The organism is Streptomyces sp. NBC_00212 (assembly GCF_045206365.1).
Lineage (GTDB): Bacteria > Actinomycetota > Actinomycetes > Streptomycetales > Streptomycetaceae > Streptomyces.
The window spans coordinates 7,386,258-7,410,635 of the sequence record NZ_CP108115.1; the positions used below are offsets into that span (position 1 = coordinate 7,386,258).

Genomic DNA, 24,378 nt, shown 5'->3' on the forward strand with positions numbered 1-24,378 from the left:
TTGGTCAGTTGCCGACGACGCGGCGGACGTCCTGGAACGCGGTGTAGTTGGCGATCAGCTCGATCCGCCCGGGCGGCGCCAACTGGGCGCACTCCTCCAGGCTTTCGCAGACCCGGAAGTCCAGGTTCGCGACCTCCAGACGCACCGCGAGGTCCAGCTTGCGGTCGCCGATCACGAAGATCGGGTGGCCGGCGAGCCGGGTGTAGTCGACGTCCCACAGCCAGGAGGTGTCCGTGCCGTCGGCGCCGCGGGCGTTGACGGACAGGATGACCGGCGTGGGCGGCGGGTCGATGAGGGAAAACGTTTCGAGCCAGCCCGCCGGGTTCTTCGCGAGCAGCAGCCGCAGCTCACGGCCCTGGAAGCTGACCACGTCGTAACGTCCCGCGACCGCCTGCACCTGGTACATGCGCTCAAGGGCGACCTGCGGCGGCACCCCGAACACCGCGGCGACCGCGGCGGAGGTGGCGGCGTTCGCCTTGTTGGCGCGGCCGGGCAACTGGAGGTGGATCGGCCAGGCCGACCCGTGCGGGTCCAGTACGTAGTCGCCGTTGAGGACCCAACTGGGCGCCGGGCGGCGGAAACCGCACTCGCCGCAGAACCAGTCGTCGCCGGGCCGCTGCATCACGCCGCCGCAGGCGGGGCACGACCAGGCGTCGTCCTTCCACTCCTGACCGGCCGCCACCCACACCACGTTGGGGGAGGAGGACGCCGCCCACACGACCAGCGGGTCGTCCGCGTTGGCGATCACCACGGCCTTGGAGCCGGACAGGCCCTCGCGCCACTTCTCGGCGAGCATGCGGGTCTCGGCGGCGCGGTCGAGCTGGTCGCGCGAGAGGTTGAGCAGCGCGATCGCCTTCGGCGTCACATCGCGCGCGACACCCGCCAGATACTTCTCGTCGACCTCGATCACGCCGTACTTGGCGTCCGAACCGCCCGCCAGCGCCGACGTGATGCCGGCCGGCATGTTGGCGCCGAGCGCGTTCGACACCACCGGGCCGCTGGCCCGCAGCGCCTCGGCGATCAGCCGGGTCGTGGTCGTCTTGCCGTTCGTCGCCGACACCAGGACGACGTCCAGATGAGTGGCGAGCCGCCCGAGCAGATCGGGGTCGAGCTTGAGCGCGACGCGCCCGCCGATCACCGATCCACTGCCCCGGCCCGCCGCGCGCGACACCGCCGCGGCGGCCTTGCCCGCGGTCACCGCCAGCTTGGCTCGCGGTGACAGGGGCCCGGCACCTCCAACGTGTCCTGACATCGTCCTTGATCCTCCTTGCGCCTGGGTCGGGTGTCAGCCTATCGAGATCCGGTCAGCGCCCCGAACCGCGCCACCATCCGGAATGGCCTCCACCCCTCGGAACGTACTCTTGCGCCCATGCGCCACCGTCCCATTCCCGGCAGTTCCGGCTCCGTACGAGAGATGAGTCTCCTCGGCGACCGGTTGCTCCACGCCCCCTGCGAACCCGTCACGGACTTCGGGCCCGCGCTGCACCGCCTCGTCGAGGACATGTTCGCCACGATGTACGCGGCCGACGGTGTCGGCCTGGCGGCGAACCAGATCGGCGTCGCCCAGCGGGTGTTCGTGTACGACTGCCCCGACGACGAGGACGTGCGGCATCTGGGGTACGTCGTCAACCCCCGCCTGGTGGAGGCCGACGGCATAGAGGTGCGCGGCCCCGAGGGCTGCCTCTCCCTGCCGGGTCTGGAGGCGCCGACCTCGCGCTTCGACCGGGCGGTGGTGGAGGGCGTGGACCTCTCGGGCGCGCCCGTACGCATCGAAGGCACCGGGTTCTTCGCCCGCTGCCTGCAGCACGAGTGCGACCACTTGGAGGGGGTGGTGTACGCGGACCGGGTCACGGGGTGGCGTCGGTCCCGGTTGCGGCGGGCGATCCGCAAGGCGCCGTGGGGCGGACGGGCGCACTGGCCCCACCCCGCCCCTTCCCTCAACCCTCCGGGGGAATAAGTCCGGCTGCGGACCGTGGATGGCTGGTCGCGCGGTTCCCCGCGCCCCTGGCAGGGTGGATGCGCGCATACCCAGCCCGTCATGGGGGTCCCCCCTGGCCCTTAAGGCCTTGGGGGAGTTTGAGGACGAGCGCCCTTCAGGCGCGAACGGGGTCTGGGGCGGAGCCCCAGGGTCCTTCACCGCCGGAGGCTCTCGGGAAGGGGCGGGGTGGGGGATCAGAAGCCCGGTCCGCCCACCCGGTCGCCCGCCGCAGCCAGCCGCCCCCACAACAGGTCGGCCAGCGCCTGCACCAACTCCGCGCGGGAGCACGGGCGTTCGCCCAGCCACCAGTCGCCCGCCGCATGCATCATGCCGACGATCCCGTGCCCCCAGACCCGCGCGAGCACCTCGCTGCCCGGCCCGAGATCGATCCGCTCGGCGATCACCACGCCCAGGTCCTCGCCCATGCGGCGGAGCAGCGGCGCGGAGTGCCGGCCCACGTCGAAGCCCTGCTCGGACTCCGGTGCCGGGGAGTCCTCCGCGGGGTGCATCAGGAACCGGTACACCTGAGGCCGCGCCTCGATGGCCGTCAGATAGGTCTCCAGCGTCGCCTCGACCCGCTCGCGCCGCTCGGCGGGCGCGTCGAGCGCGGCCCGCAGTGCGGAGAGCAGGGCGTCGGTGTGGCGCTGGGCCAGCGCGCGGTAGAGGCCGCCCTTGTCGCCGAAGTGGCGGTAGAGGATGGGCTTGGTGATGCCCGCCTCGGCCGCGATCGCGTTCATGGAGGCCTTCGGGCCGTCCCGGAGCACCACCCGGTCCGCCGCCTCCAGCAGTTCGCGCCGCCGGCGCTCGGCCGCCGTTCGCTGCTGTGCGGCCTGCTGTGTGGTCTCCATGGGTTCTTCTCCCCGCCCGTACTGCATTTTCCGTGGGTTCCATCTTTCGAAAGCCTTGCGCAACGTAACACTCCGCCCGGCGGCGGCGCTGGGCGCCCGGTGGTCGGTTGACAGGGGCTACCCGTCGGTAACAGACTGCGGTTACCGCAAGTAACGCTTGGAGTGGTGGAGGGGACATGGCCGAGTTCACGATGGATCTCAACGACGACCAGAAGCAGGTCCGGGACTGGCTGCACGGGTTCGCCAAGGATGTGATCCGCCCCGCGGCCGCCGAGTGGGACGAGCGCGAGGAGACCCCCTGGCCGGTGATCCAGGAAGCGGCCAAGGTCGGAATCTACTCCCTCGACTTCTACGCGCAGCAGTTCTTCGACCCGAGCGGCCTCGGCATCCCGGTCGCCATGGAGGAGCTGTTCTGGGGCGATGCGGGCATCGCGCTCTCCATCGTCGGCACGGGCCTGGCCGCCGTCGGCGTCCTCGCCAACGGTACCGAGGAGCAGATCGGCACCTGGATCCCGCAGATGTACGGCGACGTGACCGACGTCAAGGTCGCCGCCTTCTGCTCCTCCGAGCCGGACGCGGGCTCCGACGTCGCCTCGATGCGCACGAAGGCCGTGTACGACGAAGCCAAGGACGAGTGGGTCCTGAACGGCACCAAGACCTGGGCCACGAACGGCGGCATCGCGAACGTCCACGTCGTGGTCGCCGTGGTCGACCCGGCGCTGGGCTCCAAGGGCCACGCCTCCTTCATCGTGCCGCCGAACACCCCCGGCCTGACCCAGGGCCAGAAGTTCAAGAAGCACGGCATCCGCGCCTCGCACACCGCCGAGGTCGTCCTCGAAGACGTACGCGTACCGGGGCACTGCCTCCTCGGCGGCAAGGAGAAGCTCGACGAGCGGCTCGCCCGGGCCCGCGAGAGGGCGAAGGCTGGTGCTGGTGAGCGCGTGAAGAACGCCGCGATGGCCACTTTCGAGGCGTCCCGCCCGGCCGTCGGCGCGATGGCGGTCGGCACCGCACGGGCCGCGTACGACTACGCGCTCGAATACGCCAAGACCCGCGAGCAGTTCGGCCGCCCGATCATCGACAACCAGGGCATCGCCTTCCAGGTCGCCGACATGCGCACCCAGATCGACGCGGCCCGCCTGCTCGTGTGGCGCGCGTCCTGGATGGCGACGACGGGCAAGAAGTTCGAGTCGGCCGAGGGCTCGATGTCCAAGCTGTACGCGAGCGAGACGGCGAAGAAGGTCACCGCCCAGGCGATCCAGATCCTCGGCGGCAACGGCTTCACACGCGAGTACCCGGTGGAGCGCATGCACAGGGACGCGGCTATTTACACCATTTTTGAGGGTACGAGCGAGATCCAGCGGCTCGTCATCGCCCGCACCCTGTCGGGCATGCCGATCCGCTAGCGGTCGGCTGGCAGGAGCGGGGCTGCCCCGCTCCGGTTGTGCCAAGGCGCCCCCCTCGCGCGAGGGGGGCGCCTTGGCGTCAAGTCCCGGATCAGGCAGGCAGGTTGGCCTCGATGAGGGCGACGACCTCGGGGGCCTCCGGCTCCGTGCGGGGGCGGATGCGCGCGGCGACCTCGCCCCGCGGGGAGAGCAGGAACTTCTCGAAGTTCCACTGGATGTCGCCGGCCTCGCCGTCGGCGTCCGCGGTCTTCGTCAGCTCCGCGTAGAGCGGGTGCCGGCCCTCGCCGTTCACGTCGGTCTTCTCCAGGAGCGGGAAGGTCACGCCGTACGTGGCCGAGCAGAAGGTGCCGATCTCCTCGGCGGTGCCGGGCTCCTGGCCGCCGAACTGGTTGCACGGCACGCCGAGCACGGTCAGACCGCGGTCGCCGTACTCCTTCTGGAGCCGCTCAAGACCGGCGTACTGCGGGGTCAGGCCGCACTTGGACGCCACGTTCACCAGGAGCACGGCCCGGCCCTTGTAGTCGGCGAGGGAAGTCGGCTCGCCGGTCAGGGTGCGCAGCGGGATGTCGTACAGGCTCATCGGTAACTCCTTCTGGAAAAAGGTGAGTTGATCAGTCGCCGGCGGCGGTCAGCGGGCGGAAGAGGCCCTCCTGGACCACCGACACCAGCAGTTCGCCCTCGCGGTTGTAGATCCGGCCGCGGGCCAGGCCCCGGCCGCCCGTCGAGACCGGGGACTCCTGGTCGTACAGGAACCACTCGTCGGCGCGGAACGGGCGGTGGAACCACATCGCGTGGTCGAGCGAGGCCATGTCGAAGCCGCGCGGCCCCCACAGCGGCTCGACCGGGATGCGCACCGCGTCCAGGAGCGTCATGTCGCTCGCGTACGTCAGCGCGCAGGTGTGCACCAGCGGGTCGTCGCCCAGCGGGCCGACCGCGCGCATCCAGACAGCGCTGCGCGGATCCGCGCCCTTGATCTCCTCGGCCGTCCAGCGCAGCCGGTCGACGTACCGGATGTCGAAGGGCTGGCGGCGCGCCATCCGCTCCAGGGCCTCGGGCAGGGCGCCCAGGTGCTCGCGGATCTCCTCGGCGACCGTGGGCAGCGACTCCGGTTCCGGGAAGTCGAGGCGCGGAGGGAGCTGGTGCTCGATGCTGCCGGGCTCGGGGCGGTGGAAGGACGCGGTCAGGTTGAAGATCGTGCGGCCCTGCTGGACCGCGGTGACCCGCCGGGTGGTGAAGGACCGCCCGTCGCGCACCCGCTCCACCTGGTAGACGATCGGCACGCCGGGCCGCCCCGGCCGCAGGAAGTACGCGTGCAGCGAGTGCACCGGACGCTCGCCGTCCGTGGTGCGCCCGGCCGCGACCAGGGCCTGGCCCGCGACCTGCCCGCCGAAGACCCGCTGGAGGGACTCCTGCGGGCTGCGGCCGCGGAAGATGTTGACCTCGATCTGCTCCAGGTCGAGCAGATCGACGAGTCTCTCCGCCGGATTGGTCATGTCGTCGCGGTCCTCTCGGGTCGGTGCCGGGGTCGTCGCAGCCGGGGTCAGAGCTCGCCGACGTCGGTGACGCGCACCACCGCGCGGCCCTCTTCGTCGGACGCCGCCAGGTCGACCTCCGCGCTGATGCCCCAGCCATGGTCGCCGTTCGGGTCGGCGAACGTCTGGCGGACGCGCCACAGGCCGTGCGCCGCGTCCTCCTCGATCGCGAGCAGCTTGGGGCCGCGCGCGTCGGGACCGGTGCCGAGGTCGTCGTACTCGTCCCAGTACTTGTCCATCGCCTCGCCCCACGCGTCCGCGTCCCAGCCGGACTCCGCGTCGAGCTCGCCGAGCGCGTCGACGTTGTCGAGGGCGGCCAGCTCGACCCGGCGGAACATCGCGTTGCGTACGAGCACCCGGAAGGCGCGGGCGTTGGCCGTGACCGGCTTGACCTCGTCGGCCTTCTCCTGCGCCTCCTCGGCGGTCTGCACCTCCGGGTTGGCGAGCTGCTCCCACTCGTCCAGGAGCGAGGAGTCCACCTGGCGCACCATCTCGCCCAGCCAGGCGATCAGATCCTCCAGGTCCTCGGTCTTCAGGTCGTCCGGGATGGTGTGGTCGAGCGCCTTGTACGCGCTCGCCAGATAGCGAAGGACGATGCCCTCGGTGCGCGCGAGCTCGTACCAGGAGGTGAACTCCGTGAAGGTGAGCGCCCGTTCGTACATGTCACGGATGACCGACTTCGGCGAGACCGGGTGGTCACCGACCCACGGGTGCGACTTCTTGTACACGTTGTAGGCGTGCCACAGCAGCTCTTCCAGCGGCTTCGGGTACGAGATGTCCTGGAGCCGCTCCATGCGCTCCTCGTACTCGACGCCGTCCGCCTTCATCTGCCCGATGGCCTCGCCGCGCGCCTTGTTCTGCATCGCGGCGAGGATCTGGCGCGGGTCGTCAAGGGTCGACTCGACGACCGAGACCATGTCGAGCGCGTACGACGGCGACTCCGGGTCCAGGAGGTCGAAGGCGGCGAGCGCGAACGTCGACAGGGGCTGGTTCAGCGCGAAGTCCTGCTGGAGGTCGACGGTGAGCCGGATCGTGCGGCCCTCGGCGTCGGGGGTCTCCAACTGCTCCACCACGCCGCCGTCGAGCAACGAGCGGAAGATCGCGATGGCCCGGCGGATGTGCCGCAGCTGCGCCTTGCGCGGCTCGTGGTTGTCCTCCAGGAGGTGCCGCATCGCCTCGAAGGCGTTGCCTGGCCGGGCGATCACCGAAAGCAGCATGATGTTGGTGACCCGGAAGCGCGAGGTCAGCGGCTCGGGATCGGAGCCGATCAGCTTCTCGAAGGTGGTGTCCGACCAGGCCACGAAGCCCTCGGGGGCCTTCTTGCGGACCACCTTGCGGCGCTTCTTCGGGTCGTCGCCGGCCTTGGCGAGCGCCTTCTCGTTCTCGATGACGTGCTCGGGCGCCTGTGCCACCACGAACCCGGCGGTGTCGAACCCGGCCCGCCCGGCGCGGCCCGCGATCTGGTGGAACTCACGGGCCCGCAGCGTGCGGACCCGGTTGCCGTCGTACTTGGTGAGCGCGGTGAACAGGACCGTACGGATGGGCACGTTGACGCCGACGCCGAGGGTGTCCGTGCCGCAGATGACCTTCAACAGGCCCGCCTGCGCGAGCTTTTCGACCAGGCGGCGATACTTGGGCAGCATGCCCGCGTGGTGCACCCCGATGCCGTGGCGGACGTAACGGGACAGGTTCTGGCCGAACTTGGTGGTGAAGCGGAAGTTGCCGATCAGGTCGGCGATCTTGTCCTTCTCCTCGCGCGTACACATGTTGATCGACATCAGCGACTGCGCCCGCTCGACCGCCTGCGCCTGCGTGAAGTGCACGATGTAGACCGGCGACTGCCGGGTTTCGAGGAGCTCGGTCAGCGTCTCGGTGATGGGCGTCGTGACGTACTCGTACGAGAGCGGCACGGGCCGGGTCGCCGAGCGGACCACCGCGGTCTCGCGGCCGGTGCGGCGGGTGAGGTCCTTCTCGAACATCGCGACGTCGCCGAGGGTGGCCGACATCAGGACGAACTGCGCCTGGGGAAGTTCCAGGATCGGGATCTGCCAGGCCCAGCCGCGGTCGGCCTCGGCGTAGAAGTGGAACTCGTCCATCACGACCTGGCCGATGTCGGCGTGCTTGCCGTCGCGCAGCGCGATGGAGGCGAGCACCTCGGCGGTGCAGCAGATGACGGGCGCGTCCGCGTTCACCGAGGCGTCGCCGGTCAGCATGCCGACGTTCTCGGTGCCGAAGAGCTTGCACAGGTCGAAGAACTTCTCCGAGACCAGCGCCTTGATCGGCGCGGTGTAGAAGGTCACCTCGTCCCGGGCCAGGGCCGCGAAGTGCGCACCCGCCGCCACCAGGCTCTTTCCGGAGCCGGTCGGGGTGGAGAGGATCACGTTCGCCCCGGACACGACCTCGATCAGCGCCTCCTCCTGGGCCGGGTACAGGTTGATGCCCTGGTCCTCGGCCCAGGTGGAGAAGGCCTCGAAAAGGGCATCGGGGTCGGCACTCGGCGGCAGCTGATCGATAAGGGTCACGCCCCCATCTTGCCTGGCGCACGGCCGGAAGCGGGAACCGGCCGCCGACCCGAAGATCATCGCAGGTAGGCTGCCAGCTCGGCCCGTCCGCGGACGGGCCGTCAACTGACGCACGGAACAAGAGGAAATGGGGCGGGGCACGGTCATGATGGGACCTGCGCACTCACTGTCGGGGGCCGCGGCCTGGCTCGGGGTGGGCGCGGCAGCGGCCGCCGCCGGACACCCCATGCCGTGGCCGGTGCTCGCCGTGGGCGCCCTGATCACGGCGGGTGCGGCCCTCGCGCCCGACCTCGACCACAAGTCGGCGACCATCTCGCGCGCCTTCGGGCCGGTGTCGCGCGGTTTGTGCGGCATCGTCGACGAGCTGTCGCACGCCGTCTACAAGGCGACCCGCGGCCCCGGCGACCCGCGCCGCAACGGCGGCCACCGCACGCTGACCCACACCTGGCTGTGGGCCGTCCTGATAGGGGCGGGCGCCTCCGCGGCGGCGGTGTTCGGCGGGCGCTGGGCGGTCCTCGCGATCCTCTTCGTGCACCTGGTCCTCGCCGTCGAAGGCCTGCTGTGGCGGGCCGCCCGGGTCTCCAGCGACGTGCTGGTGTGGGCGCTCGGCGCGACCAGCGCGTGGATCCTGGCCGGCGTCCTCGACCAGCCGGGCAACGGCTCGGACTGGCTGTTCAGCGGCCCCGGCCAGGAGTACCTGTGGCTGGGCCTGCCCATCGTGCTCGGCGCCCTCGTCCACGACATCGGCGACGCCCTGACCGTCTCGGGCTGCCCGATCCTGTGGCCGATCCCGCTGGGCCGCAAGCGCTGGCACCCCATCGGCCCGCCGAAGGGCATGCGCTTCCGGGCGGGCAGCTGGGTGGAGCTGAAGGTCCTGATGCCGGCGTTCATGGTGCTCGGCGGGATAGGCGCGGCGGGCGCGCTGAACTTCATCTGACCCCGCCCCGCCCCTTCCCGCTGTGACACTCTGCGGCTCCGCCGCGTGGCCTCCGGGGGTTGGGAAGGGGCGGGGTTTCCTGGGGCTCCGCCCCAGACCCCGTTCGCGCCTTGAGGGCGCTCGTCCTCAAACTCCCCCAAGGCCTTAGGGGCCAGGGGGGACCCCCATGACAGGCTGGGGATGCCCGTACCGCATGCCGCTAGGGGCGCGGGGAACTGCGCGCTCAGCCCCGCACGGCCCGCGCCGAACAACGAACCGGGGGCCGGGGGCCGGGGCAGGAGCCCAGCACCGGAGTGCCGAGCCCCCCCCCGCGCCGCAGGCTAACCGTGCCAGGACCGCCACAGTGCCGCGTACGCGCCGTCCGCCGCGACCAGCTCGTCGTGGCTGCCCAGCTCGCTGATCCGGCCGCGCTCGACCACCGCGATGACGTCCGCGTCGTGCGCGGTGTGCAGCCGGTGCGCGATCGCCACGACGGTGCGGCCGTCCAGGACGCGGGCAAGGGAGCGCTCCAGGTGGCGGGCCGCCCGCGGGTCCAGGAGCGAGGTCGCCTCGTCCAGGACCAGCGTGTGCGGGTCCGCGAGCACCAGCCGGGCCAGCGCGATCTGCTGGGCCTGTGCCGGGGTCAGCGACAGTCCGCCCGAGCCGACCTCCGTACCGAGGCCGTCGTCGAGGGCCCGCGCCCAGCCGTCCGCGTCGACCGCCCCGAGCGCCGCCCACAGCTCGGCGTCGTCGGCGCCCGTACGGGCGAGCAGCAGATTGTCCCGCAGCGAACCCACGAACACGTGGTGCTCCTGGTTGACCAGGGCGACATGTTCGCGCACCCGCTCCGCCGGCATCCGCGACAGCTCGGCCTCGCCAAGAGTGACGCGGCCCTCGCGCGGGGAGTAGATCCCGGCGAGCAGCCGGCCGAGGGTCGACTTGCCCGCGCCGGACGGCCCGACCAGGGCGACCCGGGTGCCCGGGGCCACCGACAGCGACACCTCGTGCAGCACGTCCACGCCCTCGCGGTAGCCGAAGCGGACCCCGTCCGCCGCGACGTGCCGCCCGTCGGGGCGCACCCCGGCGTCACCCGCGTCGGGCTCGATGTCCCGCACGCCGACCAGGCGCCCGATCGACACCTGGGCCACCTGGAGCTCGTCGTACCAGCGCAGGATGAGCCCGACCGGCTCGACCAGCATCTGGGCGAGCAGCGCGCCCGTGGTGAGCTGGCCGACCGTGATCCAGTCCTTGAGGACGAAGACCCCGCCGATCGTCAGCACCGACACCATGATCGTCATGTGGCTGACGCTGACCACGGGGAAGAGCACCGTCCGCAGCCACAGCGTGTAGCGCTCCCACGCCGTCCACTCCTTGACCCGCTGGTCCGAGAGCGCGATCCGGCGGGCGCCGAGGCGGTGCGCCTCGACCGTGCGGCCCGCGTCGACCGTCTCGGTCAGCGCGGAGGCGACCGCCGCGTAACCGGCGGCCTCCGAGCGGTAGGCCGCGGGCGCGCGCCGGAAGTACCAGCGGCAGCCCACGATGAGCACCGGCAGCGCGATCAGCACCGCGAGCGCCAGCGGCGGGGCCGTGATCCCGAGCGCGCCGAGCAGCAGCGCCGCCCACACCACACCGATCGCCAGCTGCGGCACGGCCTCGCGCATCGCGTTGGCAAGACGGTCGATGTCCGTGGTGATCCGGGACAACAGGTCGCCCGTACCGGCCCGCTCAAGGACGCTCGGCGGCAGCCCGACCGACCGCACCAGGAAGTCCTCGCGCAGATCGGCCAGCATCTCCTCGCCGAGCATCCCGCCGCGCAGCCGCACCATCCGCACGAACACCGTCTGGATGATCAGCGCGACCGCGAACAGGGCTGCCACGCGGCCGAGTTGCAGGTCGCGGGACCCCTTCGACAGGTCCTCCACGACGCCGCCGAGGAGGTAGGGCCCGACCATGGAGGCGATCACGGCGACCGCGTTGACCCCGATCAGGACCGAGAACGCCTTGCGGTGACGCCGCATGAGTTCCCTCACGTACGAACGCACCGTCGCCGGGGTGCCCACCGGCAGGGTGGTGGCCGACTGCGGGGCCGCCGGGTCGTACTCCGGTGCTGCCACGCCGATCATGCCGTCTCCTCCACTTTCTCCATCGCCCGTGACGGCGCCTGCGGCATCGTCTTCGACTCTTCCTCGTCCGTCTCGCGGGTGACGACCGCGCGGTAGCGGGCGTCGGTGTGCACCAGTTCGCGGTGCACGCCCACCGACGCGACCTCGCCGTCGTGCACGAACACGATCCGCTCGGCCAGGTCGAGCAGCAGCGGCGACGACGTGAAAACGACCGTCGTCCGTCCCGCCCGCAGCCGCTTGATGCCGTCCGCGACCCGCGCCTCGGTGTGCGAGTCGACCGCCGAGGTCGGCTCGTCGAGCACCAGGACCTCGGGGTCGGACACCAACGACCGGGCCAGGGCCAGACGTTGACGCTGCCCGCCCGAAAGCGACCGGCCGCGCTCGGTGATCCGGGTGCCCATCGGGTCCTGGCCGTCGTCGACCGAGGCCTGTGCGAGCGCCTCCAGTACGTCACCGCACTGCGCCGCGGCCAGCGCGTCCGCCGCCTCGACCTGCCCGGACGAGGGCACGTCGAGCAACTCGCGCAGCGTGCCCGAGAGCAGCACCGGATCCTTGTCCTGGACGAGGACGACGGTGCGGGCGTCATCCAGCGCGAGCCCGTCGAGCGCGACCTCGCCGAGCAGCACCGAAGGAAGCTCGTCCGGCTCGGCGGCATGCCCGCCGAGCCGGTCCGCGAGCCGCCCGGCCGCGTCCGGGTCACCGCACACCACGGCCGTGAACCGGCCCTCGGGTGCGAGCAGCCCGGTCCCCGGGTCGTACAGATCACCGGACGGCAGAGCCCGCCCCGGCCCGGACGACACCCCCGTGTCCGTCCCGGCCGGGGCGGTGACCCGCTGGAGCGCGAGCACCCGCGCCGCCCGCTTCGCGGAGGGCCGCGAGAACGAGTACGCCATCGCGATCTCCTCGAAGTGCTGCAGCGGGTACAGCATCAGCGTCACCGCGCTGTACACGGTGACCAGTTCGCCCACCGCGATCCGCCCGTCGAGCGCCAGGCGCGCGCCGTACACGACGACCGTGATGAGCAGCAGGCCCGGAAGCAGCACCTGGACCGCCGAGATCAGCGACCACATGCGGGCGCTGCGCACGGCCGCGCGGCGGACCTCCTGCGAGGCCTCGCGGTAGCGGCCGAGGAACAGCTCCTCGCCGCCGATGCCCCGCAGCACGCGCAGCCCGGCGACCGTGTCGGACGCCAACTCCGTTGCCCGGCCCGCCTTTTCGCGCTGGATGTCCGCGCGCTTGGTGGCGCGCGGCAGCAACGGCAGGACGGCCAGGGCGAGTACGGGCACGCCGATCGCGACGACGATGCCGAGCGCGGGCTGGTAGATCAGCAGCCCGACACAGATGATCACGAGTGCGGCGGCGGCCGCCGCGAAGCGCGAGAGCGCCTCCACGAACCATCCAATTTTTTCCACGTCACCCGTCGATACCGCGACCACTTCGCCCGCCGCGACCCGGCGCGTGAGCACCGAGCCGAGCTCGGCGGTCTTGCGCGCGAGCAGCTGCTGCACCCGGGCGGCCGCGGTGATCCAGTTGGTGACCGCGGTGCGGTGCAGCATCATCTCGCCGACCGCGATGGCCACGCCGAGCAGCACGTTCAGCGCGGCCGCGAGCGCGAGCCGGTTGCCCGAGCGGTCGACGGCCGCCTGCACGGCGAGCCCGACGGTCAGCGGCAGCCCGGCGATGCCGCACTGGTGCAGCAGTCCCCAGGCGAGGGCCTTGAGCTGGCCGCCGAGCTGATTGCGGCCCAGCCAGTAGAGGAAGCGGGGACCCGAGCGGACATCCGGTTCGCCTGGATCCGTAAAGGGAAGATCGCGAATCTGCATGACGTCCCGGGATTCCTTGCATCGAGTGGCCTGAGCCGTGCAAGGTTCGCCCTTTCCGCTTGCGGATTTCAATCGATTTTTCCGCGTTGGGGCACAGAACCCGCCAAGGTCCGCCCCTCGGGTCTGGCGTCCCGGCCGCGCTCGCGCTTCACTCCTGACCCATGAGACGACGAAAGATCATGTCCATGCTCGGCGGCCTCACCCTGGCCGCCGGTCTGGTGCTCGGCGCGGGCCCGGCCGCCGCTGCCGACACCCCGCCCGCCGAGTTCGGCACCGACTGGCACGACCCGCTGACCGCGGCGCCGCCGGTGGCCACCCCGCACACCAAGTCCTGCCAAGTCACCCTGGCTGAGGCCCAGTTCCGCGACTACACGCCCTACAAGGGGAGTTACGCACCCCCCAAGGGTTGCGGCGACCGCTGGAGCAAGGTGGTGCTGCACCTCGACGGCAAGGTCAAGGGGCGCCAGTACGACCGGCTCGGCTATCTCCACGTGGGCGGCGTGGAAGTGCTGCGCACCTCGACGCCGGAACCCTCGGTCGACGGCATCGCCTGGAACGTCGAGAAGGACGTCACGCGCTACAGCGACACCTTCCGCGCCGCCCAGCCCGTCGAGATGCTCATCGGCAACGCCGTCGACGACACCTACACCGGCGTCATCGACGTCAAGGTGACCCTCACCTTCTACGCCGCCGAAGGCCGCACCGCGCCCGCCGCGACCCCCGACAAGGTGCTCCCGCTGGACACCGCGCAGGTCACCACCCCGCGCAACGCGGAACGCGTCGTCGCCGAGGTGTACGCGACCGGCTCGGGCGGCGGCTGCGAGGAGTTCTGGTACCTCGCGGTCCCCGACCCCGCCGCCTACTCCTGCAAGGCGCCGGCAGGGCCCAACCGGGAGGTGCAGATCAAGGTCGACGGCCAACTCGCCGGAATAGCCGCCCCGTTCCCCACCGTATGGACGGGCGGCTGGTCCAACCCCTTCCTCTGGTACGTCGTCCCCGCACCCCGCGCCTTCGACGTGAAGCCCGTCGAATACGACCTGACGCCGTACGCGGCGCTGCTCAACGACGGCCGCCCGCACCAGGTCGAGGTCTCCGTCGCCGGGGTCCCCGCCGGGCAGGCCGGCTGGTCCACTCCGACGAACCTGCTCATCTGGCAGGACAAGGGCAGCAAGGTCGTGACGGGCGGGCTGACCCGGCACGACGAGACGGCGCCGGTCAACTCGACGACGTACAAGCCGGGTTCACCGGAACTGCGGCTCGACGCGAGCAGCAGCCACCGGCTCACCACGGCCGGCTACCTCAACACCTCGCACGGCCGCGTCACCACGACGGTGGCCCGTTCGGTGTCGGCCGACTCGGTGCACCGCTGGGCCGAGGGCGAGAACACCGATGCGCTGAAGGGGAGTTGGCGCGACGACCAGAGCGTGACGACATCCGGCCGGGGCCCCGCCGTGACGGCCCGCGACAACCGCACGTACACGATGGACGGCACCACGACCATCGGCGCCGACGGCCGGCTGCGCACCGTCATCAGCCTCGGCGACCGGGCGGACGCCCTCACCCTGCGCGGCGCGCGCCCCACCGTCTTCTCGCACCTCGACGACACCTATCAGGGTGACGCCTCCTGGACGATGAACGTGCCGCGCGAGCAGCGCCACGCGGTGGGCACCTCCGCCGAGCGCTACCGCCTGTACGGCTCGGACGGCTGCTACGACCGCAGCTTGAAGACGGCCCAGGGCACCCTGACCGAGGACGTCCGGCACTGCTGAGCGGCCGCTGCCCCCGGCCGGCAGAGGCCGGGGGTACCCGCGGCTCACACCTCGACGGGCTTCTCGGAATCCATCCCGGGGCGGGACTTCTTCCACTCACCTCGTGTGAAGTCGGGAATCTGCTGCGGCATGCCGCGCTGCTTGATCGACAGATTACTCAGCGGGACCGGAGAGGTCCACGTCGCCGCGTCGTACACGTCGAAGTCGGGCACGAGCCCCAGGCGCACGCACTGCATCAGCCGGAACACCAGCATGTAGTCCATCCCGCCGTGCCCGCCCGGCGGATCGGCGTGCTCCTTCCACAGCCAGTGGTCCCACTCGGCGTACTTCGAGAAGTCGCCCCACTCGTCGTTCTTGTGGTCCGGCTCGATGTAGATCCGCTCGGGGTAGTCCTCGAAGAGCCCCTTGGTGCCGCCGAGGCTGTTGATCCGGCTGTAGGGATGCGGGGTCGAGACGTCGTGCTCAAGCCGGATCACCCGGCCCTTCGCGGTCTGCACCAGGCTGATCGTGCGGTCGCTCTCGATGTACGTCTCCTTCCAACTCGGGTCGCCCGCAGGCATGTTGGCGGCCCGGTACTGGGCCAGACCGAGCGAGGGCGAGCCGACGCTGACGATGCTGACCGCGCGGTCGCCCCGGTTGAGGTCCATGTAGTTGGCCACCGGCCCGAAGCCGTGATTGGGGTACAGGTCGCCGCGCAGCCGGGTGTGCCAGAGCCTGCGCCACGGGCCCTCGTAGTACGCGGGGTCGAACATCAGGCCCCGCAGATCGTGGTTGTACGCGCCCGCGCCGTGCAGCAGATCCCCGAACTTGCCCGCGTGCGCCATGCGCAGCACCCGCATCTCGTTGCGGCCGTAACAGCAGTTCTCCAGCTGCATGCAGTGCCTGCGGGTCCGCTCCGAGAGGTTCACAAGGCCCCACAGCTCGTCGAGCTGGAGCGCGATGGGGCATTCCACGCCGACGTGAACTCCGTTGAGGAGCGCCGACCTGGCGATCTCGAAGTGCGAGTCCCAGGGCGTCGCGACGTGCGCGAAGTCGATGTCGCCGCGCTTGAGCAGCTGCTCGTAGTCGTGGTCGCCATGCGCATACACGGCCGGCGCGGGCTGCCCGGCGGCCGTGACCTTGGCGGCGGCTCGCTCGGCTTTCGCCTTCACCGGATCGCACAGCGCCACCACCTTGACGCCCGGAACGGCGAGGTACAGGTCGATCATCGCCCCGCCTCGATTGCCGAGCCCGATGAGCGCGACGCGCACGGTCGAACGCCGCTGGAAGGGCACCCCGATCATGCTCCGGCCCTGGCGTCCGGGTTCCTGAGCGGGCGCCTCCTCCGCTGCCGCGGGCGTGGCCCCGAACGCGAGGCCGGCACTGGCGGCCCCCGCAGACCACAGAACGGACCGCCGACTGACGTCGTGCTGCTCCGGTACCGCGTCGTTCATCGAACCTCCAGGCGATCGACGAGACTTGCATGGGCAGCCATTTGCGCGCCCTTTACCGAACTCAGGTAAGGACTTTGAAGGGTGGGACAGGTGATGCGCAAGAGTGCGGGGTGCGCGTGTCGCCCGGGGGTGACGTGCTGGGCGCCCTACCAGGGGCGCGGGGAACTGGCATCGTGCGGCTCAGCCGCGATGGGGGGAGAAGCCGAAAACTTGGGGGAGCGCTCAGCCACGCATGGTCCGCGGTCGACTACGCGCCCAACTCCGCTAACTCCGCCTGAGGTACTCCGGCCCGGGCCGAGTCGCCCGCTCAAGCTCCAGAATCACGGAGTAGTAGCGCCGCCCCGTACCCCGCTCCAACCCCACCTCACACATCCGGTTGGCCGACAAGTGCGCCTCGTACCGGCGCGAACAGACCTCCGCCGCCTCCCGGGCCGTAGCCGAAGCCGTGAGCTCCGGATGCAACATCCCCCGGTCCCCGGCGAACCCGCAGCACCCCGCGTCGTCCGGTACGACCACCTCCTCCGCACAGGCCGAGGCGACGGCCAGCAGCTCCGCCTCGTCGCCCAAGTGCCGCATGGAGCACGTGGGATGGAGGACGGCGGACCGTGCCGTGCGCAGAATCGTCAGGCGCGGAAGCAACTCCTCCGCGGCCCACACCACCGAGTCGACCACCTTCAGCTCGCGGTGCAACTCCCGGTTGTCGGCGGTGAGATACGGCACCACCTCGTGCCCGATGCCGAGCGTGCACGACGACGCGTCGACGACCAGGGGGAGCCGGCCCCCGGCGGTCCAGCCCCACGCGGCCTCGACGATGCGGTTGGCCATGACCGCGTTGCCCTCGACGTATCCCTTGGAGTGCCAGATCGTGGCGCAGCAGGTGCCCGACACGTCGTCCGGGATCCACACCGGCCGCCCGGCCCGCTCGGAGACCGCCACCAGCGCCTGGGGGAGCGAGGGCCCCCGGAAGCCCTCGGGTTCGCCGAAGATGCGGTTGACGCAGGCCGGGTAGTAGACGGCAACGGCGCCGACGCGTTCGGTGCGGGGGAGCGTGGCGCGGGCCGCGCCCGGGATCTGGGGCAGCCACTGCGGCACGAGATCGGGGCGCACGGCTCGGCGGGCGAGCCCGGTGACCCGCTCCAGGAGCCGGTCACCGACCTTGTCCGCCGCCGCCACGGCGAGCCGCGCCGAGGCCTCGACCGCCTTGAAATTCCGGGCGGCGAGCGCCGCGACCCGCTCCTCGCGCGGGCTGTGCCGGCGGTGCCGGAACTCCCTCATCAGGGCGCCCGTGTCGATGCCCACCGGACAGTCGAGGGCGCAGGTGGAGTCACCGGCGCAGGTGTCGACCGCGTCATGACCGTACGCGTCGAGCAGGCCGGACTCGACCGCTGAACCGTCCGGCTGGCGCATCAACTCCCGGCGCAGCACGATCCGTTGGCGGGGTGTGGTGGTCAGGTCGCGGCTGGGGCAGGTCGGCTCGCAGAAGCCGCACTCGATGCACGGATCGGCGATCGGCTCCACCTGCGGGATGGACTTGAGCCCGCGCAGATGCGCCTGCGGATCGCGGTCGAGCACGATGCGCGGCGCCAACACTCCGTCGGGGTCGATGACTTGCTTGGTCCGCCACATCAGCTCGGTCGCCTTCGGCCCCCACTCCAGCTCCAGGAACGGCGCGATGTTGCGGCCCGTGGCGTGCTCGGCCTTGAGCGATCCGTCGAAGCGCTCCACCGTGAGGCGGCAGAACTCGTCCATGAACGCCGCGTACCGCTCGACGTCGGACGGCTTCGCCGCGTCGAAGGCCAGCAGGAAGTGCAGGTTCCCGTGCGCGGCATGACCGGCGACGGCCGCGTCGAAGCCGTGCCGGGCCTGGAGTTCGAGCAGCGCCGCACACGCCTCGGAGAGGCTGGGCGGCGGCACCGCGAAATCCTCCGTGATCAGTGTCGTACCGGCGGGGCGGGACCCCCCGACCGCCGTCACGAAGGCCTTGCGAGCCTTCCAGTACTCGGCGATCGTCCGCGCGTCCCGGGTGAGTTCGTTGGTCACCGAGGCGACGGGCGCGACGAGTTCGAGCCCGGCCATCACCTCGGTCGCGGCCCGCTCGTACGCCTCCTGGGCCGCCTCGTCGGGCGCCCGGAACTCCACCAGGAGCGCGGTGGTGTCCTTGGGCAGCCCGGCCCAGTCGGCGGGCACCCCCTTGACGCTGACGGAGGCCCGCAGCGTATTGCCGTCCATCAGCTCGACGGCGATCGCGCCCGCCTCGTTGAACAGCGGCACTGCCGCCGCCGCGGCGGGCAGCGAGGGGAAGAAGAGCAGCGCCGTGGACACCAGGCGGTCCAGCGGCAGCGTGTCGAAGACGACCTCCGAGATGAAGCCGAAGGTGCCCTCGGAGCCGACCATGAGCCCGCGCAGGATCTCGACCGGCGTCGACCCGTCGAGGAACGCGTCCAGGCGGTAGCCGTTGGTGTTCTTGATCTCGTACTTGGCGCGGATCCGGGCGGTCAGCTCCGCGTCCGCCTCGATCTCCGCCTTGAGCGCCAACAGGCCCTCGCAGAGCCGGGGTTCGGCATGCGCGAGGTCCTCGTCGGCTCCCGGGTCACCGGTGTCGACGACCGTGCCGCCGGGCAGCACGAAGGTGAGCGAGGAGACGGTCCGGTACGAGTTGCGGGTGGTGCCCGCGGTCATGCCCGAGGCGTTGTTGGCGACGACCCCGCCGATCGTGCAGGCGATCGCACTCGCCGGATCGGGCCCGAGGACCCGGCCGTGCCGGGCGAGCGCGGCATTGGCGCGGACGACGGTGGTCCCCGGGAGCACCCGCGCCCGCAGCCCGTCGTCGAGCACCTCGATGCCCGCCCAGTGCCGGCGCACGTCGACCAGGATGTCCTCGCCCTGAGCCTGCCCGTTCAGGCTGGTGCCCGCCGCCCGGAAGACGACTTCACGGCCCCTGCCGTGCGCGTACGACAGGACCGTGGAGACGTCGTCGATGTCCTCGGCGATGACCACGACCTGCGGGACGAAGCGGTACGGGCTGGCGTCCGAGGCGTACCGCACGAGGTCGGAGACCTTCCAGTACACCTTGTCCGCGCCGAGCAGCGCGATCAGCTCCGAGCGCAGCGGCTCGGGGGTGCCGCCCGCGAGGCGGTCGGGGACGCGGTCGGGAGAGGGCTCGCGGCGTCCCGCGGGGCGGAGGCTTCGCGGATCGGGCTCAAGCAGCGGCATGGCCACGGCCTCCTCGGGTCCGTCAGCAGCGGCGCTCCGGAGATCCGTCCACCAGAGCCGTCAGCAGCCCGCCGAGCACCTCGCGCTGGTCGGCGGTCAATGGAGCCAGGATCTCCTCTGCGGCGCCCCGGCGCGCGCTGCGCAGGGCGCGCAGTGTGGCGCGGCCCGCGTCCGTGAGCTCGATGCGGATCACCCGGCGGTTGGTCGGATCCGGCACCCGGCGCACGTCCCCGCTCTCCTCCAGCGCGTCCACCAGCGTGGTCACGGCGCGCGGGACCACTTCGAGGCGCGCGGCGAGATCGGCCATGCGCGGCGGCTCGTTCCAGTGCGCGACGGTGCGCAGCAGCCGGGACTGCGCGGGCGTGATGCCGACCGGCTCCAGGTGCTGCTTCTGGATCCGGTGCAGTCGGCGGGTCAGCCGCAGCAACTGCTCGGCCAGCAGGCCGTCGGCGTCGGGGGCCCGGGAAATGTGTGGCTGCATACGGGAACAATAACAGGACCCCGTTCATTGTGAGTATAGGTAACAATGAGCTATGCTCCCGAAGTCATCGCCGTTCCGCCCCCGGGCGGAGGCCCTCACACCCCTCGAAGGAGCCCATGCGCCCCGAACAATCCACCTGGACACCCCCGCCCCGCGGCACCGAGCCGCAAGAGCCGGCCCAGGTCAGCCGCATCCTCGGCCTGTTCCGCCCCTATCGCGGCAGGCTCGCGATCGTCGGCCTGCTCGTCGCCGCGTCCTCGCTCGTCTCGGTCGCCTCGCCGTTCCTGCTGCGCGAGATCCTCGACGTGGCCATCCCGCAGAACCGCACGGGCCTGCTGAGCCTGCTCGCCCTCGGCATGATCGCCACCGCCGTCGTCAACAGCGTGTTCGGCGTGCTGCAGACCCTCATCAGCACCACCGTCGGCCAGCGCGTCATGCACGACCTGCGCACCGCCGTCTACGCCCAGCTCCAGCGGATGCCGCTCGCCTTCTTCACCCGGACCCGCACCGGCGAGGTGCAGTCCCGCATCGCCAACGACATCGGCGGCATGCAGGCGACCGTCACCTCCACCGCGACCTCGCTGGTCTCCAACCTCACGGCCGTCGTCGCCTCCGTCGTCGCGATGCTCGCGCTCGACTGGCGCCTGACCGCCGTCTCGCTGCTCCTGCTGCCGGTGTTCGTGTGGATCAGCCGCAGGGTCGGCCGCGAACGCAAGAAGATCACCACCCAGCGCCAGAAGCAGATGGCCGCCATGGCCGCCGAGGTCACCGAATCGCTCTCGGTCAGCGGCATCCTGCTCGGCCGCACCATGGGCCGCTCCGACTCGCTGACCAAGTCCTTCGCCGCCGAGTCCGAGCGCCTCGTCGACCTCGAAGTCCGCTCCAACATGGCCGGGCGCTGGCGCATGTCGACCATCGGCATCGTCATGGCCGCCATGCCCGCCGTCATCTACTGGGCGGCCGGCCTGGCGCTCCAGACCGGCGGCCCCTCCGTCTCCATCGGCACCCTCGTCGCCTTCGTCTCGCTCCAGCAGGGCCTGTTCCGGCCCGCCGTGAGCCTGCTGTCCACGGGCGTCCAGATGCAGACCTCGCTCGCCCTCTTCCAGCGGATCTTCGAATACCTCGACCTGCCGGTGGACATCACCGAGCCCGACGAGCCGGTACGCCTGACCAAGGCGCGCGGCGCGGTCCGCTTCGAAGGCGTCGACTTCCACTACGACGAGAAGCAGGAGCGGCCCACCCTCGCCGGTATCGACCTGACCGTGCCCGCGGGCGGCAGCCTCGCCGTCGTCGGCCCCACCGGCTCCGGCAAGTCCACGCTCAGCTACCTGGTGCCCCGCCTGTACGACGTGACCGGCGGCCGGGTCACCATCGACGGCGTCGACGTGCGCGAGCTGGACTTCGACAGCCTGGCCCGCTCGGTCGGCGTGGTCTCCCAGGAGACGTACCTCTTCCACGCCTCGGTTGCCGAGAACCTCCGCTTCGCCAAGCCGGAAGCCACCGACGAGGAGCTGGAGGAGGCCGCCCGCGCCGCCCAGATACACGACCACATCGCCTCGCTGCCCGACGGCTACGACACCCTGGTCGGCGAGCGCGGATACCGCTTCTCGGGCGGCGAGAAGCAGCGCCTGGCCATCGCCCGTACGATCCTGCGCGACCCGCCCGTCCTCATCCTCGACGAGGCGACCAGCGCGCTCGACACCCGTACCGAACACGCGGTCCAGCAGGCCATCGACGCGCTCTCCGAGGGCCGCACCACCATCACCATCGCCCACCGCCTGTCCACCGTGCGCGACGCGGACCAGATCGTCGTCCTCGACGGCGGCCTGATCGCCGAGCGCGGCACCCACGAGGAACTCCTCGACCAGGACGGCAGATACGCGGCGCTGGTCCGCAGGGACGCCGAGCTGGCCCCGGTCCAAAGCTGAGCCCCGGTGTCCCCGCACACGGCGACGCCGCCGCTCCCGTGGGACGGGGAGCGACGGCGCCGGACGTGACGATCGTCAGACGAGCCAGCCGATGAAGTGGAGGACGCCGGCGAGCAGGCCAGTAATGAGGTTCATGGTGGTGCTTTCTCCTTGTGCGGTGGGCATCAGACAGATGCCGCTGTGGGACTGCGCAACACCGGTCTGCAGCCCGTCGCTTGCGCCCCTCAAGCATCCGTCGCCACAAGGGAGTTGAGCAACGAATGCCGTGACGATCACGCGTACCAGCGAACAACCGATCCCCTGTTCGTGTGTTCCCCAAGGTTGGGCACGTCGCGTGTCGACCACTGGCGAATGTCTGATTTGTCTGATATCTGGGGGTAGCGTGCCGCCATGAGTGAGACCTCGTACCGTCGACGGGTCCGGCTGTCCCGCCGTGGCCGGCTGCTCCTCCTGCTGGCGCTCGCGCTGCTCGTGGTGAACGCTGTGGTGCTCTTCCTGCTGCTGCGGGAGGCCGGCGCCCCGGTCCGGACGCTGGTCGTGCCGGAGGGGTGGCGGGCGAGCCAGGTGTACGCGGCCGTCGACAAGCGCCTCGATCTGCCGCCCGGCACCACGAAAGCGGCCGCAGCCAAGGCGCAGCTCAAGCTTCCCGCCGAGGCCAAGGGGAACCCCGAGGGGTACCTGTACCCGGCGACGTACCCGATCACGGACGACACGACCCCGGGCGGGCTGCTCGCCTACATGGTCGAGACCGCCAACAAGCAGTTCGGGCAGGACCGGATCACCGGGGGCGTCCGGCGCGGCAGGCTGACGGCGTATCAGATGGTGACCATCGCCGGAATCGTGCAGGCCGAGGCCGAAACCCCGGCCGACATGGGCAAGGTCTCGCGCGTCATCCGCAACCGCCTCGCCCGCGGCATGCCGCTCCAGATGGACTCGACGCTGAACTACGCGCTCAACCGCTCGACGCTGACCACCACGGCGGCCGAGACCAGGACCGAAAGCCCGTACAACACCTACGAGCACCAGGGTCTGCCGCCGACCCCCATCGGAAACCCGGGGCAACAGGCGATGAGCGCGGCGCTCAACCCGACCCCGGGCAACTGGCTGTACTTCGTGACGGTGGCCCCCGGCGACACCCGCTTCACCGACAGCTATGCCCAACAGCGGCTGAACGTAAGGGAGTTCAACGAGAACCAGAAGAAGACGGCCAAGGCCGACTGAGGCAGTAGGCCGCCCCCTGGGCATGGCCTGAGCGGCCAGGCCGCACCCCGGCCGCTACACCCCGACCGGTTGCCGATCGAGCAGCCGCTCGATCTCGCGCACCGCCGCCCGCCCGGCCCGGTTCGCGCCGATCGTCGACGCCGACGGGCCGTAGCCGACCAGGTGGACGCGCTCGTCCCGGACCGCCCTGGTGCCCTCCACCCGGATGCCGCCGCCCGGCTCGCGCAGACGCAGCGGGGCGAGATGATCGATGACCGGGCGGAAACCGGTGGCCCAGAGGATGACATCGGCCTCGATGCTGCGCCCGTCGTCCCAGGCCACCCCGTGCTCGGTGATCCGGTCGAACATCGGCAGCCGGTCCAGGACGCCCTTGGTCCGGGCCGCCCGGACGGCGTCGTTCAGCGGCAGTCCCGTCACCGAGACCACGCTCCTCGGCGGCAGCCCGAGCCGCACCCGCTCCTCGACCATAGCCACGGCCTCGCGCCCGGCCTCCTCATCGAAGGGGCCATCGCGGAACACCGGCGGCCGGCGCGTCACCCACGTCGTGTCCGCCGCGACCTCGGCGATCTCCATCAGATGCTGGGTGCCCGAGGCCCCGCCGCCGACCACGACGACCCGCAGCCCCGCGAACGCGTCCGGCCCCGGATAGTTCGCGGTGTGCAGCTGCCGCCCCCGGAACGTCTCCTGGCCCGGATAGCGCGGCCAGAACGGCCGGTCCCAGGTCCCGGTGGCATTGATCAGCGCACGCGCGGCACAGCTCCCCTCGGAGGTCTCGACGAGCAGCCGCCCTCCTTCGCCGTCCCGTACGGCGCCCACGTCGACGGGCCGGTGCACCCGCAGGTCGAAGGCGTCCTCGTACGCGGCGAAGTACCCGCCGATGACCTCCGAGGAGGGGCGGTCACCAGCGGCCCCCATCAGCTCCATGCCGGGCAGCGCGTGCATGCCGTGCACCTTGGCGTACGTGAGCGAGGGCCAGCGGAACTGCCAGGCGCCGCCCGGGCGCGGCGCGTGGTCGAGCACCACGAAGTCGCGGTCGGGCTCCAGGCCCGCCCGCCGCAGGTGGTGGGCGCCGGACAGACCCGCCTGCCCGGCGCCGATGACCACCACGTCCACGTCTCGCACCCCGAAGTCGTTCACGGTTCTACCAACCGCGAGGGGTGCGAGGATCTTCCCCGGGCGGCGAGA

Annotated in this window: 18 protein-coding genes; 6 read left to right on the forward strand and 12 right to left on the reverse strand. The window is 71.3% G+C overall.

Annotated elements, in window-relative coordinates; translation table 11 throughout:
* Window positions 1-4 precede the first annotated feature (4 nt).
* Window positions 5-1,252 carry a MurT ligase domain-containing protein gene (locus tag OHA17_RS33725; protein ID WP_386007316.1) on the reverse strand — a complete coding sequence of 416 codons (1,248 nt, stop codon included), beginning with the start codon at window positions 1,250-1,252 and terminating at the stop codon, window positions 5-7.
* 117 nt (window positions 1,253-1,369) lie between these two features.
* Here OHA17_RS33725 and def point away from each other — a divergent pair, with 117 nt between their 5' ends.
* The gene (def, locus tag OHA17_RS33730) at window positions 1,370-1,957 is read left to right on the forward strand and encodes a peptide deformylase (protein ID WP_406509624.1); all 588 of its coding nucleotides are present in this window, start codon (window positions 1,370-1,372) and stop codon (window positions 1,955-1,957) included.
* Window positions 1,958-2,172: 215 nt separating this feature from the next.
* Here def and OHA17_RS33735 read toward each other — a convergent pair whose 3' ends face one another.
* Window positions 2,173-2,826: a TetR family transcriptional regulator gene (locus OHA17_RS33735; RefSeq protein WP_053724185.1), complete on the reverse strand. Its 654-nt coding sequence runs from the start codon at window positions 2,824-2,826 to the stop codon at window positions 2,173-2,175.
* Window positions 2,827-3,002: 176 nt separating this feature from the next.
* Between OHA17_RS33735 and OHA17_RS33740 the strand changes: the two genes are divergently transcribed.
* The gene (locus OHA17_RS33740; RefSeq protein ID WP_406509625.1) at window positions 3,003-4,232 is read left to right on the forward strand and encodes an acyl-CoA dehydrogenase family protein; all 1,230 of its coding nucleotides are present in this window, start codon (window positions 3,003-3,005) and stop codon (window positions 4,230-4,232) included.
* Between the two features lie 91 nt (window positions 4,233-4,323).
* Here OHA17_RS33740 and OHA17_RS33745 read toward each other — a convergent pair whose 3' ends face one another.
* From OHA17_RS33745 to OHA17_RS33755, 3 genes are read right to left on the reverse strand one after another with little or no spacing between them, the layout of a single operon-like run.
* Entirely contained in the window at window positions 4,324-4,812 is a 489-nt protein-coding gene (locus OHA17_RS33745; protein WP_406509626.1) for a glutathione peroxidase, read from the reverse strand.
* Between the two features lie 31 nt (window positions 4,813-4,843).
* Window positions 4,844-5,725: an acyl-CoA thioesterase gene (locus tag OHA17_RS33750; protein WP_406509627.1), complete on the reverse strand. Its 882-nt coding sequence runs from the start codon at window positions 5,723-5,725 to the stop codon at window positions 4,844-4,846.
* 47 nt (window positions 5,726-5,772) lie between these two features.
* Window positions 5,773-8,346 carry a DEAD/DEAH box helicase gene (locus OHA17_RS33755; RefSeq protein WP_406509628.1) on the reverse strand — a complete coding sequence of 858 codons (2,574 nt, stop codon included), beginning with the start codon at window positions 8,344-8,346 and terminating at the stop codon, window positions 5,773-5,775.
* A gap of 85 nt (window positions 8,347-8,431) precedes the next feature.
* Here OHA17_RS33755 and OHA17_RS33760 point away from each other — a divergent pair, with 85 nt between their 5' ends.
* On the forward strand, window positions 8,432-9,223 hold the full coding sequence (locus OHA17_RS33760) for a metal-dependent hydrolase (RefSeq protein ID WP_053724280.1): 792 nt from the start codon (window positions 8,432-8,434) through the stop codon (window positions 9,221-9,223).
* 320 nt (window positions 9,224-9,543) lie between these two features.
* Here the strand turns inward: OHA17_RS33760 and OHA17_RS33765 are convergent, their stop codons facing one another.
* Window positions 9,544-11,325: an ABC transporter ATP-binding protein gene (locus OHA17_RS33765; RefSeq protein ID WP_406509629.1), complete on the reverse strand. Its 1,782-nt coding sequence runs from the start codon at window positions 11,323-11,325 to the stop codon at window positions 9,544-9,546.
* Complete coding sequence (locus OHA17_RS33770) at window positions 11,322-13,148, reverse strand: ABC transporter transmembrane domain-containing protein (protein ID WP_406509630.1); 1,827 nt, start codon at window positions 13,146-13,148, stop codon at window positions 11,322-11,324. The genes OHA17_RS33765 and OHA17_RS33770 overlap by 4 nt, the downstream gene beginning before the upstream one ends.
* A 161-nt stretch (window positions 13,149-13,309) precedes the next feature.
* Here OHA17_RS33770 and OHA17_RS33775 point away from each other — a divergent pair, with 161 nt between their 5' ends.
* A complete protein-coding gene (locus OHA17_RS33775) occupies window positions 13,310-14,917 on the forward strand; it encodes a peptide-N4-asparagine amidase (RefSeq protein WP_406509632.1) in 1,608 nt (535 codons plus the stop codon).
* A gap of 44 nt (window positions 14,918-14,961) precedes the next feature.
* Here the strand turns inward: OHA17_RS33775 and OHA17_RS33780 are convergent, their stop codons facing one another.
* The 3 genes from OHA17_RS33780 to OHA17_RS33790 all read right to left on the reverse strand — a co-directional run bounded on the left by OHA17_RS33780 (window position 14,962) and on the right by OHA17_RS33790 (window position 20,044).
* Complete coding sequence (locus OHA17_RS33780; protein ID WP_406509633.1) at window positions 14,962-16,350, reverse strand: Gfo/Idh/MocA family protein; 1,389 nt, start codon at window positions 16,348-16,350, stop codon at window positions 14,962-14,964.
* 264 nt (window positions 16,351-16,614) lie between these two features.
* On the reverse strand, window positions 16,615-19,563 hold the full coding sequence (locus OHA17_RS33785; protein WP_406509634.1) for an FAD-binding and (Fe-S)-binding domain-containing protein: 2,949 nt from the start codon (window positions 19,561-19,563) through the stop codon (window positions 16,615-16,617).
* A gap of 22 nt (window positions 19,564-19,585) precedes the next feature.
* Complete coding sequence (locus OHA17_RS33790) at window positions 19,586-20,044, reverse strand: MarR family winged helix-turn-helix transcriptional regulator (protein WP_053728482.1); 459 nt, start codon at window positions 20,042-20,044, stop codon at window positions 19,586-19,588.
* Window positions 20,045-20,160: 116 nt separating this feature from the next.
* On the opposite strand from OHA17_RS33790, the gene OHA17_RS33795 reads away from it, so the two are divergent.
* A complete protein-coding gene (locus tag OHA17_RS33795) occupies window positions 20,161-21,972 on the forward strand; it encodes an ABC transporter ATP-binding protein (protein ID WP_406509635.1) in 1,812 nt (603 codons plus the stop codon).
* A gap of 75 nt (window positions 21,973-22,047) precedes the next feature.
* On the opposite strand, the gene OHA17_RS33800 is transcribed toward OHA17_RS33795, so the two are convergent.
* A complete protein-coding gene (locus OHA17_RS33800; RefSeq protein WP_406509636.1) occupies window positions 22,048-22,248 on the reverse strand; it encodes a hypothetical protein in 201 nt (66 codons plus the stop codon).
* Between the two features lie 114 nt (window positions 22,249-22,362).
* On the opposite strand from OHA17_RS33800, the gene mltG reads away from it, so the two are divergent.
* Window positions 22,363-23,193, forward strand: a complete 831-nt coding sequence (gene mltG, locus OHA17_RS33805) for an endolytic transglycosylase MltG (protein ID WP_406509637.1) — start codon at window positions 22,363-22,365, stop codon at window positions 23,191-23,193.
* Window positions 23,194-23,247: 54 nt separating this feature from the next.
* Here the strand turns inward: mltG and OHA17_RS33810 are convergent, their stop codons facing one another.
* Window positions 23,248-24,330: an NAD(P)-binding domain-containing protein gene (locus tag OHA17_RS33810; RefSeq protein ID WP_406509638.1), complete on the reverse strand. Its 1,083-nt coding sequence runs from the start codon at window positions 24,328-24,330 to the stop codon at window positions 23,248-23,250.
* Window positions 24,331-24,378: the final 48 nt, after the last annotated feature.